At 72.8% G+C, this 20,666-nt stretch carries 23 protein-coding genes and 1 pseudogene; 10 read left to right on the forward strand and 14 right to left on the reverse strand.

Going from position 1 to position 20,666, the window contains the following annotated elements; translation table 11 throughout:
* Nucleotides 1-44: 44 nt before the first annotated feature.
* Entirely contained in the window at nt 45-692 is a 648-nt protein-coding gene (locus IOD16_RS34705) for a DNA-binding response regulator (RefSeq protein WP_236594555.1), read from the forward strand.
* Here IOD16_RS34705 and IOD16_RS34710 read toward each other — a convergent pair.
* From IOD16_RS34710 to IOD16_RS34745, 8 genes are all read right to left on the reverse strand, one after another.
* A complete protein-coding gene (locus tag IOD16_RS34710) occupies nt 689-1,435 on the reverse strand; it encodes a phosphoglyceromutase (protein WP_123745144.1) in 747 nt (248 codons plus the stop codon). The genes IOD16_RS34705 and IOD16_RS34710 overlap by 4 nt on opposite strands.
* A gap of 104 nt (nt 1,436-1,539) precedes the next feature.
* The gene (locus tag IOD16_RS34715) at nt 1,540-1,797 is read right to left on the reverse strand and encodes a hypothetical protein (protein WP_123745143.1); all 258 of its coding nucleotides are present in this window, start codon (nt 1,795-1,797) and stop codon (nt 1,540-1,542) included.
* Between the two features lie 158 nt (nt 1,798-1,955).
* Nucleotides 1,956-3,521, reverse strand: coding sequence for a 4-coumarate--CoA ligase family protein (locus IOD16_RS34720; protein WP_201437792.1), 1,566 nt, complete (start codon nt 3,519-3,521; stop codon nt 1,956-1,958).
* A 367-nt stretch (nt 3,522-3,888) separates the two neighbouring features.
* On the reverse strand, nt 3,889-4,764 hold the full coding sequence (locus IOD16_RS34725; RefSeq protein WP_201437793.1) for a DUF4349 domain-containing protein: 876 nt from the start codon (nt 4,762-4,764) through the stop codon (nt 3,889-3,891).
* 68 nt (nt 4,765-4,832) lie between these two features.
* Entirely contained in the window at nt 4,833-5,315 is a 483-nt protein-coding gene (locus IOD16_RS34730) for a YbjN domain-containing protein (protein WP_123745140.1), read from the reverse strand.
* Nucleotides 5,312-6,565 carry a D-inositol-3-phosphate glycosyltransferase gene (gene mshA / locus IOD16_RS34735; protein WP_123745139.1) on the reverse strand — a complete coding sequence of 418 codons (1,254 nt, stop codon included), beginning with the start codon at nt 6,563-6,565 and terminating at the stop codon, nt 5,312-5,314. Before mshA ends, IOD16_RS34730 begins: the two co-directional genes overlap by 4 nt.
* Nucleotides 6,562-7,359 (reverse strand): alpha/beta fold hydrolase, encoded by a 798-nt coding sequence (locus IOD16_RS34740; protein ID WP_201437794.1) that lies wholly within the window; start codon nt 7,357-7,359, stop codon nt 6,562-6,564. The genes mshA and IOD16_RS34740 overlap by 4 nt, the downstream gene beginning before the upstream one ends.
* Nucleotides 7,360-7,713: 354 nt before the next feature.
* A complete protein-coding gene (locus IOD16_RS34745) occupies nt 7,714-8,859 on the reverse strand; it encodes a L,D-transpeptidase (protein ID WP_201437795.1) in 1,146 nt (381 codons plus the stop codon).
* 90 nt (nt 8,860-8,949) lie between these two features.
* Here IOD16_RS34745 and IOD16_RS34750 point away from each other — a divergent pair, with 90 nt between their 5' ends.
* Entirely contained in the window at nt 8,950-9,681 is a 732-nt protein-coding gene (locus IOD16_RS34750; RefSeq protein ID WP_201437796.1) for an SDR family NAD(P)-dependent oxidoreductase, read from the forward strand.
* Here IOD16_RS34750 and IOD16_RS34755 read toward each other — a convergent pair.
* From IOD16_RS34755 to IOD16_RS34770, 4 genes are all read right to left on the reverse strand, one after another.
* Nucleotides 9,635-10,630 (reverse strand): hypothetical protein, encoded by a 996-nt coding sequence (locus tag IOD16_RS34755; protein WP_201437797.1) that lies wholly within the window; start codon nt 10,628-10,630, stop codon nt 9,635-9,637. The genes IOD16_RS34750 and IOD16_RS34755 overlap by 47 nt on opposite strands.
* Nucleotides 10,631-10,694: 64 nt before the next feature.
* On the reverse strand, nt 10,695-10,904 hold the full coding sequence (locus tag IOD16_RS34760) for a hypothetical protein (protein WP_201437798.1): 210 nt from the start codon (nt 10,902-10,904) through the stop codon (nt 10,695-10,697).
* On the reverse strand, nt 10,862-11,002 hold the full coding sequence (locus IOD16_RS34765) for a hypothetical protein (RefSeq protein ID WP_201437799.1): 141 nt from the start codon (nt 11,000-11,002) through the stop codon (nt 10,862-10,864). The genes IOD16_RS34760 and IOD16_RS34765 overlap by 43 nt, the downstream gene beginning before the upstream one ends.
* A gap of 4 nt (nt 11,003-11,006) precedes the next feature.
* Nucleotides 11,007-12,116, reverse strand: coding sequence for a UDP-N-acetylmuramate dehydrogenase (locus tag IOD16_RS34770; protein WP_236594556.1), 1,110 nt, complete (start codon nt 12,114-12,116; stop codon nt 11,007-11,009).
* On the opposite strand from IOD16_RS34770, the gene IOD16_RS34775 reads away from it, so the two are divergent.
* The 5 genes from IOD16_RS34775 (at nt 12,115) to IOD16_RS41150 (ending at nt 16,230) form a co-directional block, all read left to right on the forward strand.
* Nucleotides 12,115-12,609, forward strand: a complete 495-nt coding sequence (locus IOD16_RS34775; protein ID WP_170185192.1) for a DUF2505 domain-containing protein — start codon at nt 12,115-12,117, stop codon at nt 12,607-12,609. The genes IOD16_RS34770 and IOD16_RS34775 overlap by 2 nt on opposite strands.
* Complete coding sequence (locus IOD16_RS34780) at nt 12,588-13,391, forward strand: class I SAM-dependent methyltransferase (protein ID WP_123745132.1); 804 nt, start codon at nt 12,588-12,590, stop codon at nt 13,389-13,391. Before IOD16_RS34775 ends, IOD16_RS34780 begins: the two co-directional genes overlap by 22 nt.
* A gap of 10 nt (nt 13,392-13,401) precedes the next feature.
* Nucleotides 13,402-14,136: a maleylpyruvate isomerase family mycothiol-dependent enzyme gene (locus IOD16_RS34785; RefSeq protein ID WP_201437800.1), complete on the forward strand. Its 735-nt coding sequence runs from the start codon at nt 13,402-13,404 to the stop codon at nt 14,134-14,136.
* 12 nt (nt 14,137-14,148) lie between these two features.
* Complete coding sequence (gene purU / locus IOD16_RS34790) at nt 14,149-15,027, forward strand: formyltetrahydrofolate deformylase (RefSeq protein WP_201437801.1); 879 nt, start codon at nt 14,149-14,151, stop codon at nt 15,025-15,027.
* A gap of 135 nt (nt 15,028-15,162) precedes the next feature.
* The gene (locus IOD16_RS41150; RefSeq protein ID WP_201437802.1) at nt 15,163-16,230 is read left to right on the forward strand and encodes an LOG family protein; all 1,068 of its coding nucleotides are present in this window, start codon (nt 15,163-15,165) and stop codon (nt 16,228-16,230) included.
* Here the strand turns inward: IOD16_RS41150 and IOD16_RS34800 are convergent.
* The gene (locus tag IOD16_RS34800; RefSeq protein ID WP_201437803.1) at nt 16,202-17,575 is read right to left on the reverse strand and encodes an amidase; all 1,374 of its coding nucleotides are present in this window, start codon (nt 17,573-17,575) and stop codon (nt 16,202-16,204) included. The genes IOD16_RS41150 and IOD16_RS34800 overlap by 29 nt on opposite strands.
* A gap of 44 nt (nt 17,576-17,619) precedes the next feature.
* On the opposite strand from IOD16_RS34800, the gene IOD16_RS34805 reads away from it, so the two are divergent.
* A complete protein-coding gene (locus IOD16_RS34805) occupies nt 17,620-18,129 on the forward strand; it encodes a TetR/AcrR family transcriptional regulator (protein ID WP_201437804.1) in 510 nt (169 codons plus the stop codon).
* 119 nt (nt 18,130-18,248) lie between these two features.
* A pseudogene (locus tag IOD16_RS34810) lies at nt 18,249-19,248 on the forward strand (IS481 family transposase).
* Here the strand turns inward: IOD16_RS34810 and IOD16_RS34815 are convergent.
* Complete coding sequence (locus IOD16_RS34815) at nt 19,245-19,793, reverse strand: YbaK/EbsC family protein (RefSeq protein WP_201437805.1); 549 nt, start codon at nt 19,791-19,793, stop codon at nt 19,245-19,247. The pseudogene IOD16_RS34810 and the gene IOD16_RS34815 overlap by 4 nt on opposite strands.
* Before the next feature lie 71 nt (nt 19,794-19,864).
* Here IOD16_RS34815 and IOD16_RS34820 point away from each other — a divergent pair, with 71 nt between their 5' ends.
* Entirely contained in the window at nt 19,865-20,623 is a 759-nt protein-coding gene (locus tag IOD16_RS34820) for a MerR family transcriptional regulator (RefSeq protein ID WP_201437806.1), read from the forward strand.
* Nucleotides 20,624-20,666: the final 43 nt, after the last annotated feature.

A 20,666-nucleotide genomic window follows, 5' to 3' on the forward strand; every position in this document is an offset into this window, starting at 1 on the left:
TCGCCGTCCGCCGTCGCGCCCGCCGGGATTGGCAGCTTGCTGCCATGCTCGACGCCATGGACGCGATGACCGTGGTGCGCGGCGAGGCCGAGCTGTACGAGCGGACGGCCCACCTGTTCACGGCGACCAGGAGCGAGCTGCTGTGCGCGGCGAACGCGCTGCGCACGTGGATGGGCACCCACCCGCGCAGCGGCATCGCGCAGCACCCGCCGGGCCTGCGGGTGCGCAAGCTGTTCCGGCTGAGCACCCTGCTCGACCCGCGGTGGGCGCACCACGCGCGGCACATGGCCGAGCACGGCGCGGACGTGCGGGTCAGCGCGCACGACGTGAACGAGACGATCGTGCTGGACGGCCGCGTGGTGATCCTGGCGGGCGACGAGTCGCACGGCGCGCGCAGCTACAGCGTGATCACGCAGCCCGAGGTCGTGCACGGCATCACGTCGCTGTTCGAGGCGGCGTGGCGGGCGGGCACCGAGCTGGCCGTGCACGAGGCGGAGATGGCCGAGCTGCGGGCGTTCATGCCCGGGGTGCTGGACGCGTTGAACGAGGGGTGGACGGACGAGACGGCGGCACGCGCGCTGGGTGTGTCCCTGCGCACGTACCGCCGTCGCGTGGCGGAGCTGATGGCCGCGCTCGGCGCCTCGTCCCGGTTCCAGGCCGGGGCGCGCGCCCACGAGCTCGGCCTGGTCTAGCGACCCTGGTTGGCGACGGCCTTGATGGCGTCGGCCGCGGCGTCCGGGTCGAGGTACTCGCCGCCCGGGTTGAGCGGCTTGAGCTCGTCGTCCAGGTCGTAGCGCAGCGGGATGCCGGTGGGGATGTTCAGGCCCGCGATGGCGTCGTCCGAGATCCCGTCGAGGTGCTTGACCAGGGCGCGCAGCGAGTTGCCGTGCGCGGCCACGAGCACCGTCCGGCCCGTGAGCAGGTCCGGCACGATCGCGGACTCCCAGTACGGGATCATCCGCTTGACCACGTCCAGCAGGCACTCGGTGAGCGGCAGGTCGGGGCCGAGGTCGGCGTAGCGGGGGTCGCTGTCCTGGCTGAACTCGGTGCCGGGCTCGATGGGCGGCGGCGGCGTGTCGTAGGAACGGCGCCAGAGCATGAACTGCTCCTCGCCGAACTCCTCCAGCGTCTGCTTCTTGTTCTTGCCCTGCAGCGCGCCGTAGTGGCGCTCGTTGAGCCGCCAGTCCCGGCGGACCGGGATCCAGTGCCGGTCGGCCGCGTCGAGGGCGAGGTTGGCGGTGCCGATGGCCCGCCGCAGCAGCGACGTGTGCACCACCTCCGGCAGCACGCCCGCTTCGCGCAGCAGCACGCCACCGCGCTTCGCCTCGTTCACACCCTTCTCCGAGAGGGGCACGTCCACCCAACCGGTGAACAGGTTCTCCGCGTTCCAGACGCTCTCGCCGTGGCGGAGCAGCACCAGGGTTCCGACAGCCATGGGCGTCAGCCTGCCAGATGGGCCGGCCCGGCTCACGTCGGACCTTGATCGGTGCAGCCGACCGGGCGGGCCGGGCCCCTCCCGGGCCCGGCCCCGAGGCCGGGTCAGCCGATGCCCTGCAGGTCCACGATCCCGCCGGTCAGGCCGCCGAGCCCACCGGCCGCGCCGCTCGCGCCGCCGAGGCCGCCGGTCACCGGGCCGAGCACGCTCGTCAGGGCGCCCAGCAGGTCGGCGTGGGGGACGGCGTCCATCGCCCCGTACGTCCGCTCCGCGGCGGCGTCGGACGCGTTGGCGGCCGGGGAGGCCAGCAGGATGACGGCCGTGGCGCCGGCCGCGACGGCCAGCCTTCCGAGAATGCGCATGCGTGTGCTCTCCGATGTGTGGTTCCGATTCGCACCCGACATGGTTGTGCCCCGTGACCGACCCGGCGCGCCGAGTAGCCACGATCAACACCATCGAGTGACCGGACAACGGAGGACCCCCGGCAGCGCGATCGCCGCCGGGGGTCTCGCGAGCGGAGTCAGGCAGACGCCTCGCGGGCGCGCAGGTCCTTGCGGAGGATCTTGCCCGCGGCCGACTTCGGGATCGTTTCGATGAACTCCACGACCCTCACCTTCTTGTGCGGGGCGACTCGGGAGGCCACGAACTCCATCACGGCGGCCTCGTCCAGGGCGGTGCCCGGCTGGCGGACGACGAAGGCCTTCGGCACCTCTTCGCCCTCCTCGTCGCGCACGCCGACCACGGCCGCGTCGGCGATCTCCGGGTGGGTCAGCAGCAGGGCCTCCAGCTCGGCCGGCGGCACCTGGTAGCCCTTGTACTTGATCAGCTCCTTGACCCGGTCGACGATGCTGACCAGGCCGTTCTCGTCGATGATCGCGACATCGCCGGTGTGCAGCCAGCCGTCCTCGTCGAGCGTGGCGGCGGTGGCTTCGGGGTTGTTCAGGTAGCCCTTCATGACGTTCGGGCCGCGGCACCACAGCTCGCCGCGCTCGCCGACGCCCACGTCCTCGCCGGTGGCCGGGTCGACGAAGCGGCACTCCATGTTCGGCGCGATGACGCCCACCGTGCCCACGGAGATGTCGTCGCGGCCGTCCGGGATCGCGTGGCTGACCGGGCTCATCTCGGTCATCCCGTAGCCCTGCGAGACGCGGCAGCCCAGGCGCTCGGCGACGATCGCCGCGAGGTCGACGTCCAGCGGCGCGGCGCCGGAGAAGATCGTGTCGATGCCGGACAGGTCGTACTGGTCGACCAGCGGGTGCTTGGCCAGCGCCACGGCCACCGGCGGCGCGATGTAGACGCGGTCGGTCCGGTGGTCCTGGATCACCCGCAGGAACTCGGGCAGGTCGAACTTCGGCAGCGTCACCACCGTCGCGCCGACGTGCAGGCCGTTGTTCATCAGCACCTGCATGCCGTAGATGTGGAAGAACGGCAGCACGGCGAGGATCTTCGTCTGCTCGCCGACCCGGAGCATCGGTCCGCACTGGACGATGTTCGCGACCAGGTTGCGGTGCGTGAGCATCACGCCCTTGGCCCGGCCGGTCGTCCCCGACGAGTACGGCAGCACGGCCACGTCGTGCGCCGGGTCGATCGACACCTCCGGCACCGGCTCGGTGTTCGCCAGCAACGCCGACAGGCTGGGGTAGCCCTCGGCGGCGTCCAGCACGACCACGTCGGAGATGCCCGCCTTCTCGGCGCCCGGCGCGGCGTTCGGCAGCAGCGCGGACACCGTGAACAGCATCTTCGCGCCGGCGTCGGCCAGCTGGTGCGCGACCTCGTCCGCCGTGTACAGGGCGTTGATGGTGGTCGCGGTGGCCCCCGCGCGCAGGATGCCGTGGAACACGACGGCGTAGTACGGGGTGTTCGGGCTGAGGATGCCGACGACGTCGCCCTTGCCGATCCCCCTGGCGGCCAGCGCGGCGGCCATGCGGTCGACCGCACCGGCCAGTTGGCGGTAGGTCAGCGACGCGCCCGAGCCGCCGTCGACCAGGGCCACCCGGTCGGCGCGCTCGCCGAGGTCGGCGAACAGCAACTCGTGCAGCGTGACGTCCGGGACCGCGACATCGGGGAACGGACTGCGGAAGACCATGCGGCTGCCTCACTCATCCAGGGGGCCGGGATCCCGCCATCGTGAGTCAAGCCACATCGCTGGTCAAGGCAGTCGTTCGTCACGCTACAGCGTTACTTAACTCGGCTAAGAACACCCGGATGGAGTAGTGCCGCCCCTTGTGGGGCCCACGGGGCATCTGCCAAGTTGGCAGGGCTCTCGCGGGTCGGCGCCCACGCACTCCGATCGGCCCGCGCGGCACCTCCGCGGTTCGCCATCCCCCCGTCGAACCGCGGCCCGCTCGGAGCCCGGGCTCCCCCCGCCCGGATCCACGTCAGCGGGGACCGACGCGGGGCGGCTTGAGCTCGCGACTCCCCCTCTCTCCCAAGCCGCCCCGCGCTCCCGCGGCTCAGGGCGTGCTCGGCGGCGCGACGGGCGCGACCCTGCGGCGACGCCGCCACCACAGGTAGCCGAACGTCGGCAGGCCCAGCACCACCGCGAACGGCAGCACGCCGCCCAGCACCACCAGCAGCCAGCCGAACGCGCCCACCAGCGCCTTCCAGCCGCCGGCGAACGCTGCCAGGAAGTCGTTCTCGTCGTGCACGACCACCGGCTCGCCGGTCGCGGAGATGACGACGGTCAGCGTCGCCATGGCGACCTGGCCGGTCACCGTCTCGTACCGGCGTTGCAGCGACTCCAGCTCGGACTGGCGCTTGGTCAGCTCGGCCTCGATGTCGGTGATCTCGGACGTGGTCGTGGCCCGGTCCAGCAGCCCCCGCACGCGTTCCACGCTGGCCCGCTGGTTGGCGAGCCGGGCCTCGATGTCCACCACCTGCTCGGTCACGTCCTCGGTCTGCAGCTCCCGCCTGCCGACCTCGACGCCGTCCAGCCCGGTGACCGCCCCCATCACCCGGTCCAGCCGGTCGCCGGGCACCTTCACCGTCACCGACGCCCGGCCGGGCTGCGACCGCTCCTGCGCCGAGTACCCGCCTTGCGCGATGACCAGGTCCTTGACCTGCGTCAACACCGCGTCGGAGTCCGGTGCGCGCAACTCGATCGTCGCCGTGCGCACGAGCTGCCGGTTCTGCTGCGCCGACGTGCCGGCCCGCTCCGCCTCACCCGTGGCCGCCGAGTCCTGCTTGGGCGTGCCGCCCGGCTGCGCCTTCTCCTGCGCGGGCGCAGGCGCCGCCTGGTCGGCCGACGACCCCGACGAGCTGCTCGCACCGCATCCCGCCAGCGCCAGCACCGCGAACGCGGCGACCACCAGCCCCACCCGTCTTCCCATGTGACCCTCCCTGGTTTCCGGTCACGGGTGGGACGGGGCGGGGGATCACCCCCGTTGCTCCCGGGCCATCACGATTCGGACACCAGGTGCCGGAACGCCTCGAGGTTGGCGAGCGACTCGCCGCGCGAGACCCGCCAGTCCCACTCCCGCTGGATGGCGCCGGCGAACCCGATCTCCAGCAACGTGTTGAAGTCGCCGTCGGCGGCCTCCACCACCTGCCCGAGCACGCGGTCCAGCTCGTCGGGTGTCACGGCGTGCGGCGCGATCCGGCCGACCAGGTAGATGTCGCCGGTCGTGTCGATCGTGTAGTGCACGCCGTACAGCTTGGCGTTGCGCCGCAACAGGAACCGGTAGACGTCTTCGTGCGCCTCGTCCGGTTTGCGGCACACGAACGCCTCCACGACCAGCGCGTGCCTGCCCACCACCAGCCAGCAGTTCGTCTGGAGCTTCTTCGTACCGGGCAGGGTCACGAAGAACCGTCCCGGCTCCTTGCGGTCGTAGCGCAGCTCGCGGTCGTCCAGCGTCGACTTGATGACGTCGTCCAGGCTCAAGCGATGACCTCCTCGCGGAACACGTCCCGTGCTTCGGCGTACCCGGCCAGGAGTGAATCAGTCGTCCGGTCCCAGGAGAACCGGCGGGCGTGGCCGACGGCGTTGCTCGCCAGCTCCTCCCGGCACGCCGGGTTCAGCGCGATGGACGTCAGCACCCGCGCCCACGCGCCCGGTTCGTGGCTGTCCACCAACGCGCCGGACACCCAGTCGCGCACGGCCACCGGCAACCCGCCGACCGCCGCCGCGACCACCGGCGTCCCGCACGCCTGCGCCTCCAGCGCGACCAGCCCGAACGACTCGTTGTAGCTGGGCACCGCGACCACGTCGGCCGCCCGGTACACCCGCGCCAACGCCTCGCCGCCCTGCGGCGGCATGAACCGCACCACGTCGGAGATCCGCAGCTCGGCCGCCAACCGCACCAGCTCTTCGGGCGTCTTCATGCCCGACCCCGACGGACCGCCGACCACCAGCACGACCAGCCGCGCCCGCAGCCCGGGGTCGCGCGCCACCATCTCCGCCGCCGCCCGCAACAGCACGTCCGGCGCCTTCAACGGCTGGATGCGCCCCACGAAGGCCAGCACGACCGACTCCGGCCGCAACCCCAGTGCCGCCCGCGCCCCGTCCCGGTCACCGGGCGTGAACCGCTCCAGGTCCACCCCCGGCGGCACGACCAGCACCTTCGACGGGTCCGCGTCGTACAGCTTGACCAGCTCGGCCGCCTCGACGTCGGTGTTGGCCACCAGCCGGTCCGCTTCCGCGACGACCTGCTCCTCGCCGATGACCCGCATCCGGGGCTCCGGTGTGTCGTCGGCCGCCAGCGCCAGGTTCTTCACCTTCGCCAGCGTGTGCGCCGTGTGCACCAGCGGCACCGCCCACCGCTCCCGCGCCAACCACCCGACCTGCCCCGACAGCCAGTAGTGCGAGTGCACGACGTCGTAGTGCCCGGGCTCGTGCCGCGCCTCCGCCCGCAGCACCCCGGCGGTGAACGCGCAGAGCTGACCGGGCAGTTCTTCCTTGCCCAACCCTTCGAACGGCCCCGCGACCACGTGCCGCACCTTCACGCCGGGCGCGAGCTCGGCCACCGGCGGCAACTCCGAGGACGTCGCCCGGGTGAAGATCTCCACCGCGATCCCCCGCCGCGCCATCCGGGTGGCGGTCTCCACGATGTAGACGTTCATCCCCCCGGCGTCACCCGTGCCGGGCTGCTCCAGCGGCGACGTGTGCACCGACAGCACCGCGACCCGCTTCACCGCGACACCTCCGCGACGAACCGCCCGAGGTCGGCCGCGAACCGCTCCGGCCGTTCCAGGAACGGCGAGTGTCCGATTCCGTCGTAGCGGCGCAAGTCGGCTCCGGGGATCAGGGCCGCCGCGTACTCACCGGCGGCCGGGTCGACCACCTCGTCGGCGGTGCCGTGCACGACCAGTGTCGGCTTGTCGACCGCCTTCAGCACGACGGCGCTGTCCACCTCGCGCCGGAACACCTCGCGCCGGACCCACGGCGGCACCCGCAACGCCGTGCCCACCATCCGCTGCACCACGTCACCGGCCAACCCGGGCGCCTGGTCGCGGCAGAAGTCCGTCAACGCCGGCACCGCCACCGCGGGGTCGTCGGAGAACGCCGCGGGCAACACCGCCTTCATCACCCGCCCGGTGACCGCGCCGGGCCTGTCCCGCCCCAACTCGGTGACCGCCCCGACCAGCACCACCCCGCTGATCCCGGCCGTGCCGTGACAACGCAGGTAGTCGGCGATCACCACCCCGCCGTACGACCACCCCACCACCACCGCGGGCCGTCCGACGTGGTCGAGGACGGCCTTCAGATCGGCCGCCCAGGCCGCCGATTCCCGATACCCGCTCCGGGTGACTTCCGACGCCCCGTGACCACGCAGGTCCACCGCGTAACTGCGCAACGACGGCTGAAGCGGCCACACCTCCCCCGACTGCGCCCATCCGTGCACCAGCACGACCGCGGGGGCGTCGTCGGGGCCCGACTCGCGAACCGACAGCCGGACGCCCTCGGCGTCGAGGAGAGTGTTCCGCACGACTTACGACAACGCGGAAATCATCCCACCACTTCCCGCGCAAGCGATTTTGCGCCATCGCCCACACCCGCCGACCACGTGTTGATCAGCGAACACACCTGCACCTGATCGACGGACATCATCACTTCGATCATCGAAACACGCCCACAACGGCCCCGCCGCATCCCCACCGAGGCCCGATTTGACATGGGTTCGGGTGCTTTAGGCTGGTCGAAGCCGGCAGGCCCGGCGGGACGCTTTACCCCGCTGGGCCTGCCGGCTTTGGCCTGCCTGGAGTGCCCGTAAGGGCCCCGTGTCACATCGAGCCGGACCTGGCACCGAGCCTTCGATCCGCCCCGGCACCGCCACCGAACGTCACAGGGCGGACATCGTCTGCCACTGCGCCCACGGAATCTGCCAGTCGTACCAGTCGAACTGCGCCGGCAGCGTCATGCTCGCCCCGGTCACCTCGACGGGATCGCCGACCATCGCGCTGTCGTAGTAGGCCTTGGCGTCGGCCTCCAACAGGTTCGCGCAGCCGTGCGACGAGTTGACCCTGCCGATGTTCGCCGCGTTGTCGTTGTTCTCGTGGATGAACTCGCCGTGGTTGGAGAACCGCACCGACCACTTCTTGACCACGTTGGTGTAGCCGTACTGGGGGTTGTCGAAGCTCCACGTGTCGAACTTCTGCATCACCACGAACGTGCCGTTCGGCGTGTTCAGCGCCGGGTCGTCGTCCTTGCCGAACGACGCCGGGTAGGTCGCCACGGTCTGCCCGTCACGCTGCACCACCAGCTGGTGCGACGGCGTGTCGATCTTCACGACCTGGTTGCGGCCGATGGTGAAGTCGCTGGTCACGTCCGCGCGGCCGAACGCGCCGCCGCCGTAGGCCACGCCGTACAGCTTGGCCTCGACGTGGATCTGCGTGTTGGCGGGCCAGTACTTCTCCGGCCGGTAGTGGACCTCGCGCGAGTTCAGCCACGCCCAGCTGCCCTGGACGCCGGCGGAGTTCGTCACCGTCAACGCCTTCTGCACCGTCGCCCGGTCGGAGACGTCGGCGTCGAACTCGACCTTGATGGGCACGGCCACGCCCATGGTGTCGTTGTCGCCGGGGAACAGCGTCGCGCGCACCTGGGAAGCGGGGTTCAGGGTGGTGAACCCGCCTTTCAGGTCGACGGGCCGCCCGTCCGTCCCGGTCGCCCGGCCCGCGTACGCGTACGCCTTGCCGAACCCGAGGGGCTCCGTGCTGGCCCACGACTTCTTGTCCTCGGCGAGCTTGCCCGCGACGGCCTGGCCCTCGGGGTTGGTGACCGTGACCTGGTCGATCGTCCCCTCGGCCACGGTGACCTGCACCGGCACGTTGACCGGGGCATCGACCGCGCCGTCCGCGGGCGCGGTGGTGAACTTGGCCACGGGCGGGTTGTCGCCGCCGACCGGTTTGGCCGTGCCCGTTTCCACCTTCGCCGAGCAGCCCGCCACCAGGGCCAAGCCGAGCAGCAGAGCCGCCACTGTCCTGTGCACGTTACGACCTCCTGATCGAAGGACGTCCCACCCGACTCCCGGTGCGAGTGATCCGCGTCACATGCGCGTCCCACGCTTAGGATTCCCGGTGTGAACCGTCCTATCGCAGTCGTGACCGGAGCCAGTGCGGGCATCGGCGAGGCCACCGCCCGCAGGCTCGCCGCCGAGGGCTTCCACGTGGTGCTCGGTGCCCGGCGGGTCGACCGCCTCCAGGCTATCGCGGATGAGATCGACGGCGTCGCGGTCGAGTTGGACGTCACCTCGGCGCCGTCGGTCGACGCCTTCCTCGACGCCGTCCCCGCGGCGAACGTGCTGGTCAACAACGCCGGCGGCGCGCGCGGCCTGGCCACCGTCGCCGAGGCGGACGAGGAGCACTGGCGGTGGATGTGGGAGACGAACGTGCTGGGCACGTTGCGCGTCACGAAGGGCCTGCTGCCGAAGCTGATCGCCTCCGGTGACGGGCACGTGGTCACCGTCACCTCGGTCGCCGCCTACGAGGCCTACGACAACGGCTCCGGCTACACCTCCGCGAAGCACGCCCAGTCCGCGCTGCACCGCACCCTCCGCGGCGAGCTGCTCGGCCGGCCGGTGCGGGTGACCGAGATCCTGCCCGGCATGGTCGAGACCGACTTCTCCGTCAACCGCTTCGACGGCGACGCCGACCGGGCCGCGGCCGTCTACCAGGGCGTGACGCCGTTGACCGCGGACGACGTGGCCGACGTGATCGCGTTCGCGGTGACCAGGCCCGCGCACGTCAACCTGGACCAGATCGTCCTCAAGCCCCGGGCGCAGGCGTCGGCGTCCCGCATCCACCGGGCGTGATCAGCTCCACGTCCAACTGGTCGAGCACCGGGCCGACGGGGTTCGCGAACCCCCGGTCCGGGCTCCCGCCGCAGTAGAGCCCCACCACCCGGTTCGCGTCGTCGAGCAGCACCGCGCCCGAGTCGCCGTGGTCGGCGAACCTCGGCGTCTCGATCCGGATCTGGTCGTACAGCCTCCGCACGCCCAGCCCCACCCCGAAGTCCAGCGTGATCACCGCGTCCGTCGACGCCACCACGCCTTCCGTCACCGCCGTCGTCCGGCCGCGCTTGCGCACCCGGTCACCGACCCGCGCCCGCGCCTGCCCGGTCACCGCCCCCAACCCGACCACCTCGGCCCGCGCCCGGGGCGTGGTCAGGGTGATCGCGGCGGCGTCCACCCGCGCCGACAACGCGGCCCGCGCCAACGCGCCGACCCGGTCGTGCACCGGGTGCCCGCCGTCGACCCGGGACGGGTGCACCATCGGGTCGCCGACCGCCCAGGCGTCGTCCACGCAGGCCACGTGGAACGCCGTCAACGCCATCACGATGTGCCTGCCGCGCGGCGTGACCAGCGCGCCCAGCGTCCCGGCCACCACGTAGTCGTCCACTTCCGGGACGTCCGGCGGCACCAACCGGACCGCCCGGCTGGGCCCGAGCCCGATGCCGCCCGCCAACGACTCGTGCCGCTCCGCCCCGCTCACGCCCTCGGGCGAGGCGATGGTGTGGTGCGGCCAGAACGTGTCCTCGACCACGTCGGTCGGCACGCCCAGCACTTCCGGCGGGATGGCGAACTGGGCCGCGGGCCCCTTGCGGCGGACGTACACGACGATCGCCAGCCGCCCGGTGGCCCGGCCGCCCGCGGTCTTCTCGCCGAGGTCGACACCCACCACCCCGGGCCGGCTCAGGAAATCGTCCTCAACCAGCTTCTTGATCGGCCTGACGGCCGCGCGCTCGTCGTCGGCGCAGGCCATGACGACCTCCAACGGGTGCCCCTACCTCCATGAAACGCGCGGAGTGAGGATTCGTCACACGGAGTCACCCGTTCGGCCGTTCGGCCGTTGCGCTCGCGAAGCCCTCGCGGAAGGCAGCCGGCGGGCGCTGGATGGCGATGGCCTCACGGACCAGCTCCAACGCCCGGACCTTGTCCCGCCCGGCCACCACGACGCTCGACCTGGCCAGGTTGAACAACCGCCCGGCCGCGATCAGCAGCCGCCGAGGTCGGTGGCGGCCACGGCCGACTCCCACGTCGTCCCGGACGGGGTGCGCTCGCCCAGCGACTCGTAGATCCGGTAAGCCTCGCGCGCGGGCTCCACCGCGGTGGCCACGTCACCCGCTGCGTTCACGCGGTCACCCCAGTTCGCAGCCCACCAGCACCGGCTCCGGCAGCAGCTCCACCCCGAACGCCGTCCGCACCCCGTCGCGCACCTCGCGCGCCAGGTCCAGCAGGTCCTCCGTGGACGCGCCGCCCCGGTTGGTCAGCGCCAGCGTGTGCTTGCCGGACAGCGCCACCCGACCGCCCGGCCCCCGGTGCCCGCGCCCGAACCCGGCCCGCTCGATCAGCCACGCCGCCGACAGCTTCGAGAAGCCCGGCCCGGCCGGGTAGGTCGGCACGTCCACGTGCGGCCCCAACCGCTCCGCGATCCGGATCAGCACCCCGGCCAGCGTCGAGTCGTCCAGCAGCGGGTTGGTGAAGAACGAGCCCGCGCTCCACGTGTCGTGGTCGGCCGCGTCGAGCACCATGCCCTTGCCGCGCCGCAGCTCCAGCACCGCCTTGCGGGCCGCGTCGGCGGGCACCCGGTCACCGGGCGCGACGCCCAGCGCGCGAGCCAGCTCGCCGTACCGGATGGGCGCGGACTGCCCGCCCGCGGTGAGCGCGAACCGCGCCCGCAGCACCACCGCCTGGTCCGTGCCCTTCAGCACGCTGGTCCGGTACGCCAGCCCCAAGCCGTCCGCCGGCACCTGGTGCACGCGACCCGTGCGCCGGTCCAGCAGGTCCACCGAGGTCAGCACCTGCGCGACCTCCACGCCGTACGCGCCGACGTTCTGCACCGGCGTCGCCCCGACCAGCCCGGGGATGCCCGACAGGCACTCCAGCCCGCCCAGCCCCTGCGCCACGGCCTCCGCGACGACCGAGTCCCAGTCCTCGCCCGCTTCCACGGTCAGCTGCACGAGGCCGTCGCCCAGCGGGTCGAGCCGGCGGCCGGACGTGCCGACCGCCACGACCGTGCCGTCGAACCCGGCGTCGGACACCACCAGGTTCGACCCGCCGCCGAGCAGCAGCAACGGCTCGCCGTCCGCGTCCAGGGCGCGCACGGTCTCGACGAGCTCGGCGGCGGTGGCGGCGCGCGTGAACCTCGCCGCAGGGCCACCGAGCCGCAGCGTGGTGCACTCGGCCAGCGGCACACGGGCACTGGAGGGCGGGGTGGTCACGACGGAGAACGGTAGCCTCCGCGACATGGCACGCCGCATCGAGCACCGAACCACGTCCCGCTGGCCGGCGCGGGACGTGTACGCAGCGCTGGTGGACCAGACCTACCTGCGCGACCGGCTCGCCGAGCTGGGCGGCACGAACCCGGAGCTGGTCGCCTTCACCACCACCGACCAGAGCACGTCCTACCAGCTCAAGCAGGGTGTGCCCGCGGACAGGCTGCCGTCGGTGGCCCGCGGCCTGCTCGGCGGCGACCTCGTGATCGACCGCGCCGAGTCGTGGACCGAGGCCGGTCACACGGGCACGGTGGAGGTGACGCTGAACGGCGTCCCGGGCCGGTTGGACGGCACGATCACGCTCGCCGACACCGCGAGTGGGAGCGAACTCACGCTCACGGGGCAGGTGAAGGTGAGCATCCCGATCATGGGCGGCAAGCTGGAGGCGATGATCGTCGAACAGGTCTCGCTGCTGCTCGACAAGGAATCCGAGTTCACCGCCGAATGGCTCGCACGCCGCGCCTAGCCGCGGGCCGGGCGCGCGCGCTCGGCCTGCCCACGAGGGGCACCACCAACCCGAACCGCCTGCGCCGGGTCGACCGGTGGGTCGCGCACGCCCACCGGGACCTGCTCGCCGCGCCCGACCCGCTGGTGGTGGACCTCGGCTACGGCTCCTCCCCGATCACCACCGTCGAGCTGGCGGCCCGGTTGCGCGCGGTCAACCCGGCCGTCCGTGTGCTCGGCCTCGAACTCGACGCCGAACGGGTCGCCGCGGGCAAGGCGGTCGCCGACCCGCCCGCGCTGGACTTCCGGCGCGGCGGGTTCGAGCTGGCCGGCGCGCGCCCGGTGCTGCTGCGCGCGTTCAACGTGCTGCGCCAGTACACCGAGGAGCAGGCGGCCGAGGCGTGGGACACCATGGTCGGCCGGCTGGCGCCAGGCGGGGTGCTGGTCGAGGGGACGTGCGACGAGATCGGCCGCCGGTGCTGCTGGGTCGCGTTGACCTCCGACGGGCCGCGGACGTTCACCCTCTCCTGCCTGCCCGCCGACCTGGAGACGCCGGGCGACCTGGCCGAACGGCTGCCGAAGGCGTTGATCCACCACAACGTGCCCGGCGAGAAGGTGCACGCCCTGCTGTCCGAGCTGGACGCGTGCTGGGCGACGTGCGCGCCGTTCGCGCCCTACGGCCCGCGTGCGCGCTGGGTGGAGTCCGTGCGGCTGCTGGCCGAGCGCGGCTGGCCGGTGCTGGACGACCGGAAGCGGTGGCGGCTCGGCGAGGTGACCCTGCCCTGGGACGTGGTGAGTCCCTAGGCTGTGCGGAGTGGACCACGTCGACTTCGTGCAGCACCTGAGGACCCAGTACGCCGCACTGCGCGCCGCCGCGGTGGCCGCCGGGCCGGACGCGCCGGTGCCGAGCTGTCCCGAGTGGACGGTGCGGGACCTGGTGGACCACGTCGGCCTCGTCCACTCCTGGGCGTTGCGCGCCTTGCGCACCCCGGTGGACGGCGAGCGGCCGCGACCCGACGACCGCCCCGCCGACTGGGACGAGCTGCTCGCCTGGTGGGACAAGAAGGTCGCCGAGCTGGCCGACACGCTGGCCGGCGCCCCGGCGGACACGCCCGCGTGGACGTTCATCGGGCCGAAGACCTTCGGCTTCTGGTCACGCCGGCAGGCGCACGAGACCGCGATCCACCGGCTCGACGCCGAGCACGCCCGGCACGGCGCGGACGTCCCGTCGCTGCTGTTCGACGTGGAGTTCGCGGCCGACGGCGTGGACGAGTTCCTGACCCGGATGCTGCCGCGCGCCGCCCGGCGCAAGCCGGTCGAGCGGGCGGGCCGGGTGCTGTTCCACGCCGCCGACGCGGGCCGCGCCTGGGAGGTGCGCCTCACGCCCGGACAGCCGCCGGAGGTGGGCCCGATCACCGGTTCGGCGACCGACGAGGACGCCACCGCGGCCGGCACCGCCGACGCGCTGTACCGGGCGGTGTGGGGCCGGCCGAGCGGCGCCATCACATCGGGTGACAGGTCTCTGCTGGACGGGCTGCCGCGACCGTAGATACTTCCGGTCGTGCCCCTGCCTGAACGACGCTACGTGATCACCTTCGGCTGCCCCGACCGCACCGGCATCGTGGCCCGGATCTCCTCGTTCCTGGCCGAGCACGGCGGCTGGATCGTCGAGGCGGCCTACCACACCGACCCGGCCACCAACTGGTTCTTCACCCGCCAGGAGGTCCGGGCCGACTCGCTGCCGTTCGACGTGGAGGAGCTGCGGACCCGGTTCGCCGAGGTGGCCCGCGAGCTGGGCGCGCACCCCGGGTCGTGGCGGGTCGCCGACTCCGGCGAGCGCAGGCGGGTGGTGATCCTCGTGTCCAAGGAGGGGCACTGCCTGTACGACCTGCTGGGCCGGGTGGCGTCGCAAGAGCTGGACGTCGACGTGGCCGCGGTCATCGGCAACCACGCCGACCTGGCCGGGATCACCAGGGCGCACGGCATCCCGTTCCACCACCTGCCGTTCCCGGCGAACGACCCGGAGGGCAAGGCGGCGGCGTTCGCGCAGCTGCGGCAGCTCGTCGACGGGCACCGGCCGCACGCGGTGGTGCTGGCGCGGTTCATGCAGATCCTGCCCCCGGAGCTGTGCGCGGCCTGGGCCGGGCGGGCGCTGAACATCCACCACAGCTTCCTGCCGTCGTTCGTCGGGGCGCGGCCGTACCACCAGGCGCGCAGCCGGGGCGTCAAGCTGGTCGGCGCGACGTGCCACTACGTGACCGCGGACCTCGACCAGGGGCCGATCGTGGAGCAGGACGTGATCCGGGTGGACCACACCGACTCCGTCAACGACATGGTGCGCAAGGGGCGTGACATCGAGAAGGTCGTGCTGTCGCGCGGTCTGCGGTGGCACCTGGAGGACCGCGTCCTGGTGCACGGCAACCAGACCGTCATCTTCTGAGCGTTGAACTCACCCCTCCCGAACGCAGGACTCTCGCGCTCCGAACGCAGGACTCTCGCGAGAGTCGTGCGTTCGGGGCGCGAGAGTCCTGCGTTCGCGTGCCGGGAGTCGGGCGTTCGCACGTAGGCTGCGCCGGTGCGCACCGAGTACACCGACCTCGACCAGGTCCGCGCGGCGGCCGAGCTGAGGCACGCCGTCCTCGTCGGGCTCGACCTGAGCGAGGAGGAGCTGCGCGTGCCGATGGACGGCGCGCTGTTCCTCGGCTGCACGCTCTCCCCGCTCGCCCAGCGGCGCGCGGCGGCGGCCGGGGCGCTGGTGTTCCCGACCATCCCCGACCTGCCCTACGACGTGTACCGGTCGCGGCTCTACACGCCGGCCGAGCTGTTCGCCGGGTTCGACCCGGACGACCCGCTGTCCTACGCCGACACCCCCGACGCCCGGATCTACCGCCACAGCCGGACCCGGGGCCACAACCCCGACCCGCTGCACGCCCTCGCCGAACGCCTGCACGACCACGCGATCACCGAGGCGTTGGCGGACGTGCTGCCCGAACGGCCGGTCGCCGTGATGGGCGGGCACGCCCTCGGCCGCGACACGGACGGCTACCGACGTGCCGTGCGGCTCGGCGCGGCGCTCGGCGAAGCCGGGTTCACGGTGCTGACCGGCGGCGGGCCGGGCGTGATGGAGGCCGTGCCGCTCGGCGTGCGGATCGGCGTGGACGAGCCGACGTTGAAGGACCTGGCGAAGGCGCCCGCGTTCGGCGGCGACGCCGAGTCCGTCGGCCGCTGGATCGCCGCCTGCCCCACCGACCTGCCCACCTCCGACCGACCGCGCACGATCGGCATCCCGACCTGGTTCTACGGTCACGAGCCGCCGAACCCGGCGTGCGAGCTGCACGCCAAGTACTTCGCCAACTCGGTGCGCGAGGAGGGTCTGCTCACCGTCGCCGCCGGCGGCATCATCTACACGCCGGGCAGCGCGGGCACCGTCCAGGAGGTCTTCCAGGACTACTGCCAGAACCACTACGGCTCGGTCGGCCCGGCCGCGCCGATGGTGTTCCTGGGCGCGGACTTCTGGGTCGACGAGGTGCCGGCCGCGCCGCTGGTGCGGCGCCTGGCCCGGGGCCGGGAGGCCGAGCGCTGGATCCTGGTCACCGACGACGCCGACGAGGCCGTCAGCTTCCTGCGGGAGTACGCGGCGTGAGCACCCGCTGCACCACCTCGGCCGCGGCCAGGCAGAGGTCCTCGCGGTAGGCCCGGCCGATCAGCTGCACGCCCACCGGCAGCCCGTCGACCACCCCGGTCGGCACGGCCACCGCGGGCAGGCCCGCGAAGCTGGTCGCGGTGCACAGCCGCATCGCGCCGGTCACCAGGTCGTGGCCCTCGCGCGAGCGGGACTCCAGCCCCGGCTCGGGCGCCGGCGCGGTGAACACCGGCCCGAGCACCAGCGGGAACCGGTCCAGGAACTCGGCCCACGCCCGCTTCACGCCCAGCAGCACGCCGGTGAGCCGCAGGTACTCGGCGACGTCCACCGGCCCGGTCTTCGCCATCGACATCTCGATGTACCGGTGGCCCTCCGCGCCGAGCAGGGTGCGCACCACCGGCCAGCTCGGCGTGAACTCGGTCATCAGCATGGCCCCGTACGCCGACAACGCCTCGTCCAGCGCCGGCACGTCCGCTTCGACGACCTCGTACCCGGCGTCCGACAGCACGCCGGCGGCGTCCTCGACGGCGGCCCGCACCACCGGGTCGACGCCCGCGCCGCCGGGATCGGCCGCCACGGCGACCCGGCGCGGCGCCGGCGGCCCGGTCAGCGGCACGGGCACCGCCCGCGGGTCGCGCGGCGACGTGCCGGCCAGCGCCTCGAACGCCAACCGCAGGTCGCCGACGGTCCGGGCGAGCGGCCCGTCGACCACGAACAGCTGCGCGCCCAGCGGCGGGTCGTCCGGGCCGAGCCGGTGGTCGGCCGGGAACCGCCCGGAGGTCGGCTTCAGCCCGGCCACGCCGCAGAACGCCGCCGGGATGCGCACCGAGCCGCCGGAGTCGTTGCCCAGCCCCAGGCCGGCCATCCCGGTCGCCACCGCCACCCCGTCGCCGCCGCTGGATCCGCCGGGCGTGACGGCCGGGTCCCACGGGTTCACCGTGTCGCCGAACAGCTCGCTGCGCGTGTGCATGCCGGCCAACGTGAGCGTGGGCATGTTCGCGTGCCCGATCGGGATCGCGCCCGCCGCCCGCAGCCGCGCCACCGGCGGCGCGTCCAGGGGCGCCACGAAGTCCTTGAACCGCACCGCGCCGTGCGTCGTCGGCACGCCGCCGATCGCGATGCTCTCCTTCACCGTGAACGGCACCCCGGCCAACGGCCCGCGCGCGCCGTCCCGGTCGACCTGCGCCGCTTCGGTCCGCGCCTGCTCGGCCAGCACCCGCGTGATCGCGTTGACCACCGGGTTCACCTCGGTGATGCGCGCCAGGTGGCTCTCCACCAGCGCCACCGCGGTGGTCCGCCCCGAGCGCACCGCGGCGGCCTGCTCCGCCGCCGTCCAGTCCCACATGACTTCCCCCGTTCCGATGCAAGTGCATCGGATACTATCCACGGGTGCCCAAGCAGGTCGAATACGAATCCCGGCGCAGGCAGATCACCGACGCGGTGCTCCTGCTCGCCGACGAACGCGGCCTCGAAGGCGTGACCTTGAGGGATGTCGCGGCGCGCGCGGACGTCTCGATGGGCGCGGTGCAGCGGTGCTTCCGCACCAAGGAGGAGATGCTGCGCTTCGCGCTGGAGGAGGTGGGCAAGCGCGTCCTCGGGCGGGTGGGCGACACCGCCGCCGAGGCGGCACGCGCCATCGCGCTGCCCGAGCGCGCCGAAGCCAGGGTGTGGCTCGCGTTCGTCGCCCAGGCCGCCGTCAGCCCCGCGCTCGCGCCCGTCCTGCGCGCGAGCTACGCCGACCTCGAAGCCATGTTCACCAGGCTCTTCGGCGACGGTACGCGGGCGCGGGCGGTGCTGGCGCTGGCCGACGGCCTCACCACGCACGTGCTCATCGGGCACCTCACGCCCGACCAGGCGCGCGAGGTGCTCGACCGGCAGCTGGCCGGGCCGGCGGGCTAGCTGTTCTGTCCGGGGAGGTTGTGAACGGTCCGACACGTAGTCGGATGATGTTGGAATGAGGGAGGGCCTCCGGGTTCGGTGTGGATTGCGACGTCTACACCTGACCGACGGAGGCCCTCGTGACCCACGCTAACGCACCGCTGACTCCGGCGGGCAGGCTGCGCCTGGCCCGGTGTGTCGTGGAGGACCGGTGGCCGTTGCGGCGGGCCGCGGAGCGGTTCCAGGTGTCGGTGTCCACCGCGAAACGCTGGACGGACCGCTACCGCGACCAGGGTGGTGCGGGCATGGTCGACCGGTCCTCGCGTCCGCGTACGAGTCCGCGCCGCACTCCGACCCGGACCGAGCGGCGGATCGTCAAGGTGCGGGTGCTGCGCCGGTGGGGCCCGGCCCGGATCGCCTCACATCTGGGCCTGGTGTGCTCGACGGTGCACCGGGTGCTGGTCCGCTACCGGTTGGCGCGGCTGTCACACCTGGACCGGGCCACCGGTCGCGCGGTGCGGCGCTACGAACACGCCGCGCCCGGCGACCTGGTCCACGTGGACATCAAGAAGCTCGGCAACATCCCCGACGGCGGCGGCCACAGGGTGCACGGCCGGCACGCGGGTCGGCGCAAACAGCTCCGCACATCGCGATCCCGACCGGCCCCGCACGACCCACCGCCATCCCAACCTGGGCTACTCCTACCTGCACAACGCCGTGGACGACCACAGCAGGCTCGCCTACACCGAGATCCTGCCCGACGAGACCAAGGGCACCGCGACCGCGTTCTGGACCAGGGCACAGGCGTTCTTCGCCGCCCACGGCATCACGGTCAAGCGGGTGCTGACCGACAACGGGTCCTGCTACCGCTCACGCCTGTGGCACGACACCCTCACCGGTGCCGGGATCACGCACAAACGCACCCGCCCCTACCGGCCCCAGACCAACGGCAAGGTCGAACGCTTCAACCGCACCCTGCTCGACGAATGGGCCTACGCCCAGCCCTACGCCTCGGAGGCCGAACGACGAGCGGCGCTGCCGCGATGGCTGCACACCTACAATCACCACCGCGGCCACACCGCACTCGCAGGCCAGCCACCCGCCAGCCGCGTCCCCAACCTCACGGGGCAGTACAGCTAGCGGGCCAGGCCCTCGACGACCTCGGCGGTCGGCAGCTTCGCCAGCACCTCGCCGGGCACGAGGATCTTGCTGCCGCGGAGGCCGCTGCCGATGACCAGCTCCGGCGCCGCCGCCACCTCGGGCGACAGCAGCACGGGCCAGTCCTCGGGCAGGCCGACGGGCGTGATGCCGCCGTACTCCATGCCGCTGAGCGACACCGCGTCGTCCATCGGCGCGAACGACGCCTTGCGCGCGTCGATCCGCCGCCGCACGACGCCGTTCACGTCCGCGCGCGTGGTCGCCAGCACGACGCACGCCGCGTAGCGGACGGTGTCGCCGCGCTTGCCCGCCACGACGACGCAGTTCGCCGACGCCGACAGCGGCGAGCCGTAGTGCGCGCAGAACTCGGCCGTGTCCGCCAGCGCGGGGTCGATCTCCGCGACCGCGAGCCGGGCGCCGTCCGCCATCGACCGCAGCGCCGCCGCGACCGGGTCGGCGACCAGGTCGAGCCGGTCGAGCACGGGCAAGGGGGTCAGGGTTCCCGCGATGGTCCACACGCCGACCATCCTGCCGGCCGCCCTTGACGTTGACGTTGCGTCAACCCCTAACGTGGTCGGCACAGGGAGGGAGCACGGTCATGGCCTGGTCGATCGCGCAGGTCGCGCGCATGTCGAAGGTGACTTCGCGGACGTTGCGGCACTACGACGCGATCGGCCTGCTCGAACCGGCGTGGATCGGCGGCAACGGCTACCGGTACTACGAGCGCGAGCAGCTGCTCCGGCTCCAGCGCATCCTGCTGCTGCGCGACCTGGGGCTCGGCCTCGACACCGTGGCCGAGGTCCTGGACGGGCGGCACCGAACGGTCGACGTGCTGCGCAACCACGCGCGGTGGCTGGCCGCCGAGCAGGACCGGCTGGCGAAGCTGGCCCGGACCGTCTCCCGCACGATCGAGGAACTGGAAGGGGGTGACGAGGTGAAGATGGAAGAGCTGTTCGACGGCTTCGACGCCGACCGCCAGGCCCGCTACGAGGCGGAGCTGGTGGAGCGCTACGGCGAGGACGTCCAGCGGCACGTCGACGACAGCAAGAGGCGGATGCGCGGCTGGAGCAAGGCCGACGCGGACGAGTTCACGGCCGAGTGGGTCGCCGTCGGCACGGCCTACGCGGAGCTGTTCGACGCCGGCGCGGCGGTCGACGGGCCGCAGGCGCTGGACGTGACCGACCGGCACTACCGGTGGATCTGCCGCAGCTGGACCCCTGACCGGGAGTCCTACACCGGGCTGGGCCGGCTGTACGTCGACGCGCCGGAGTTCAAGTCGCAGCTGGACGCGCACGCCGAAGGCCTGGCCGAGTACGTCCGCGACGCGATCGCGGCGTACGCGCGGGCCAGGCTGTAGGGGTCCGGCGGTAGCGGACCGGGCCGCGAGCCCACGGGGAGGT

The sequence above is a fragment of the Saccharothrix sp. 6-C genome (genome assembly GCF_016695385.1).
In the GTDB taxonomy this organism is placed as follows: domain Bacteria; phylum Actinomycetota; class Actinomycetes; order Mycobacteriales; family Pseudonocardiaceae; genus Actinosynnema; species Actinosynnema texasense.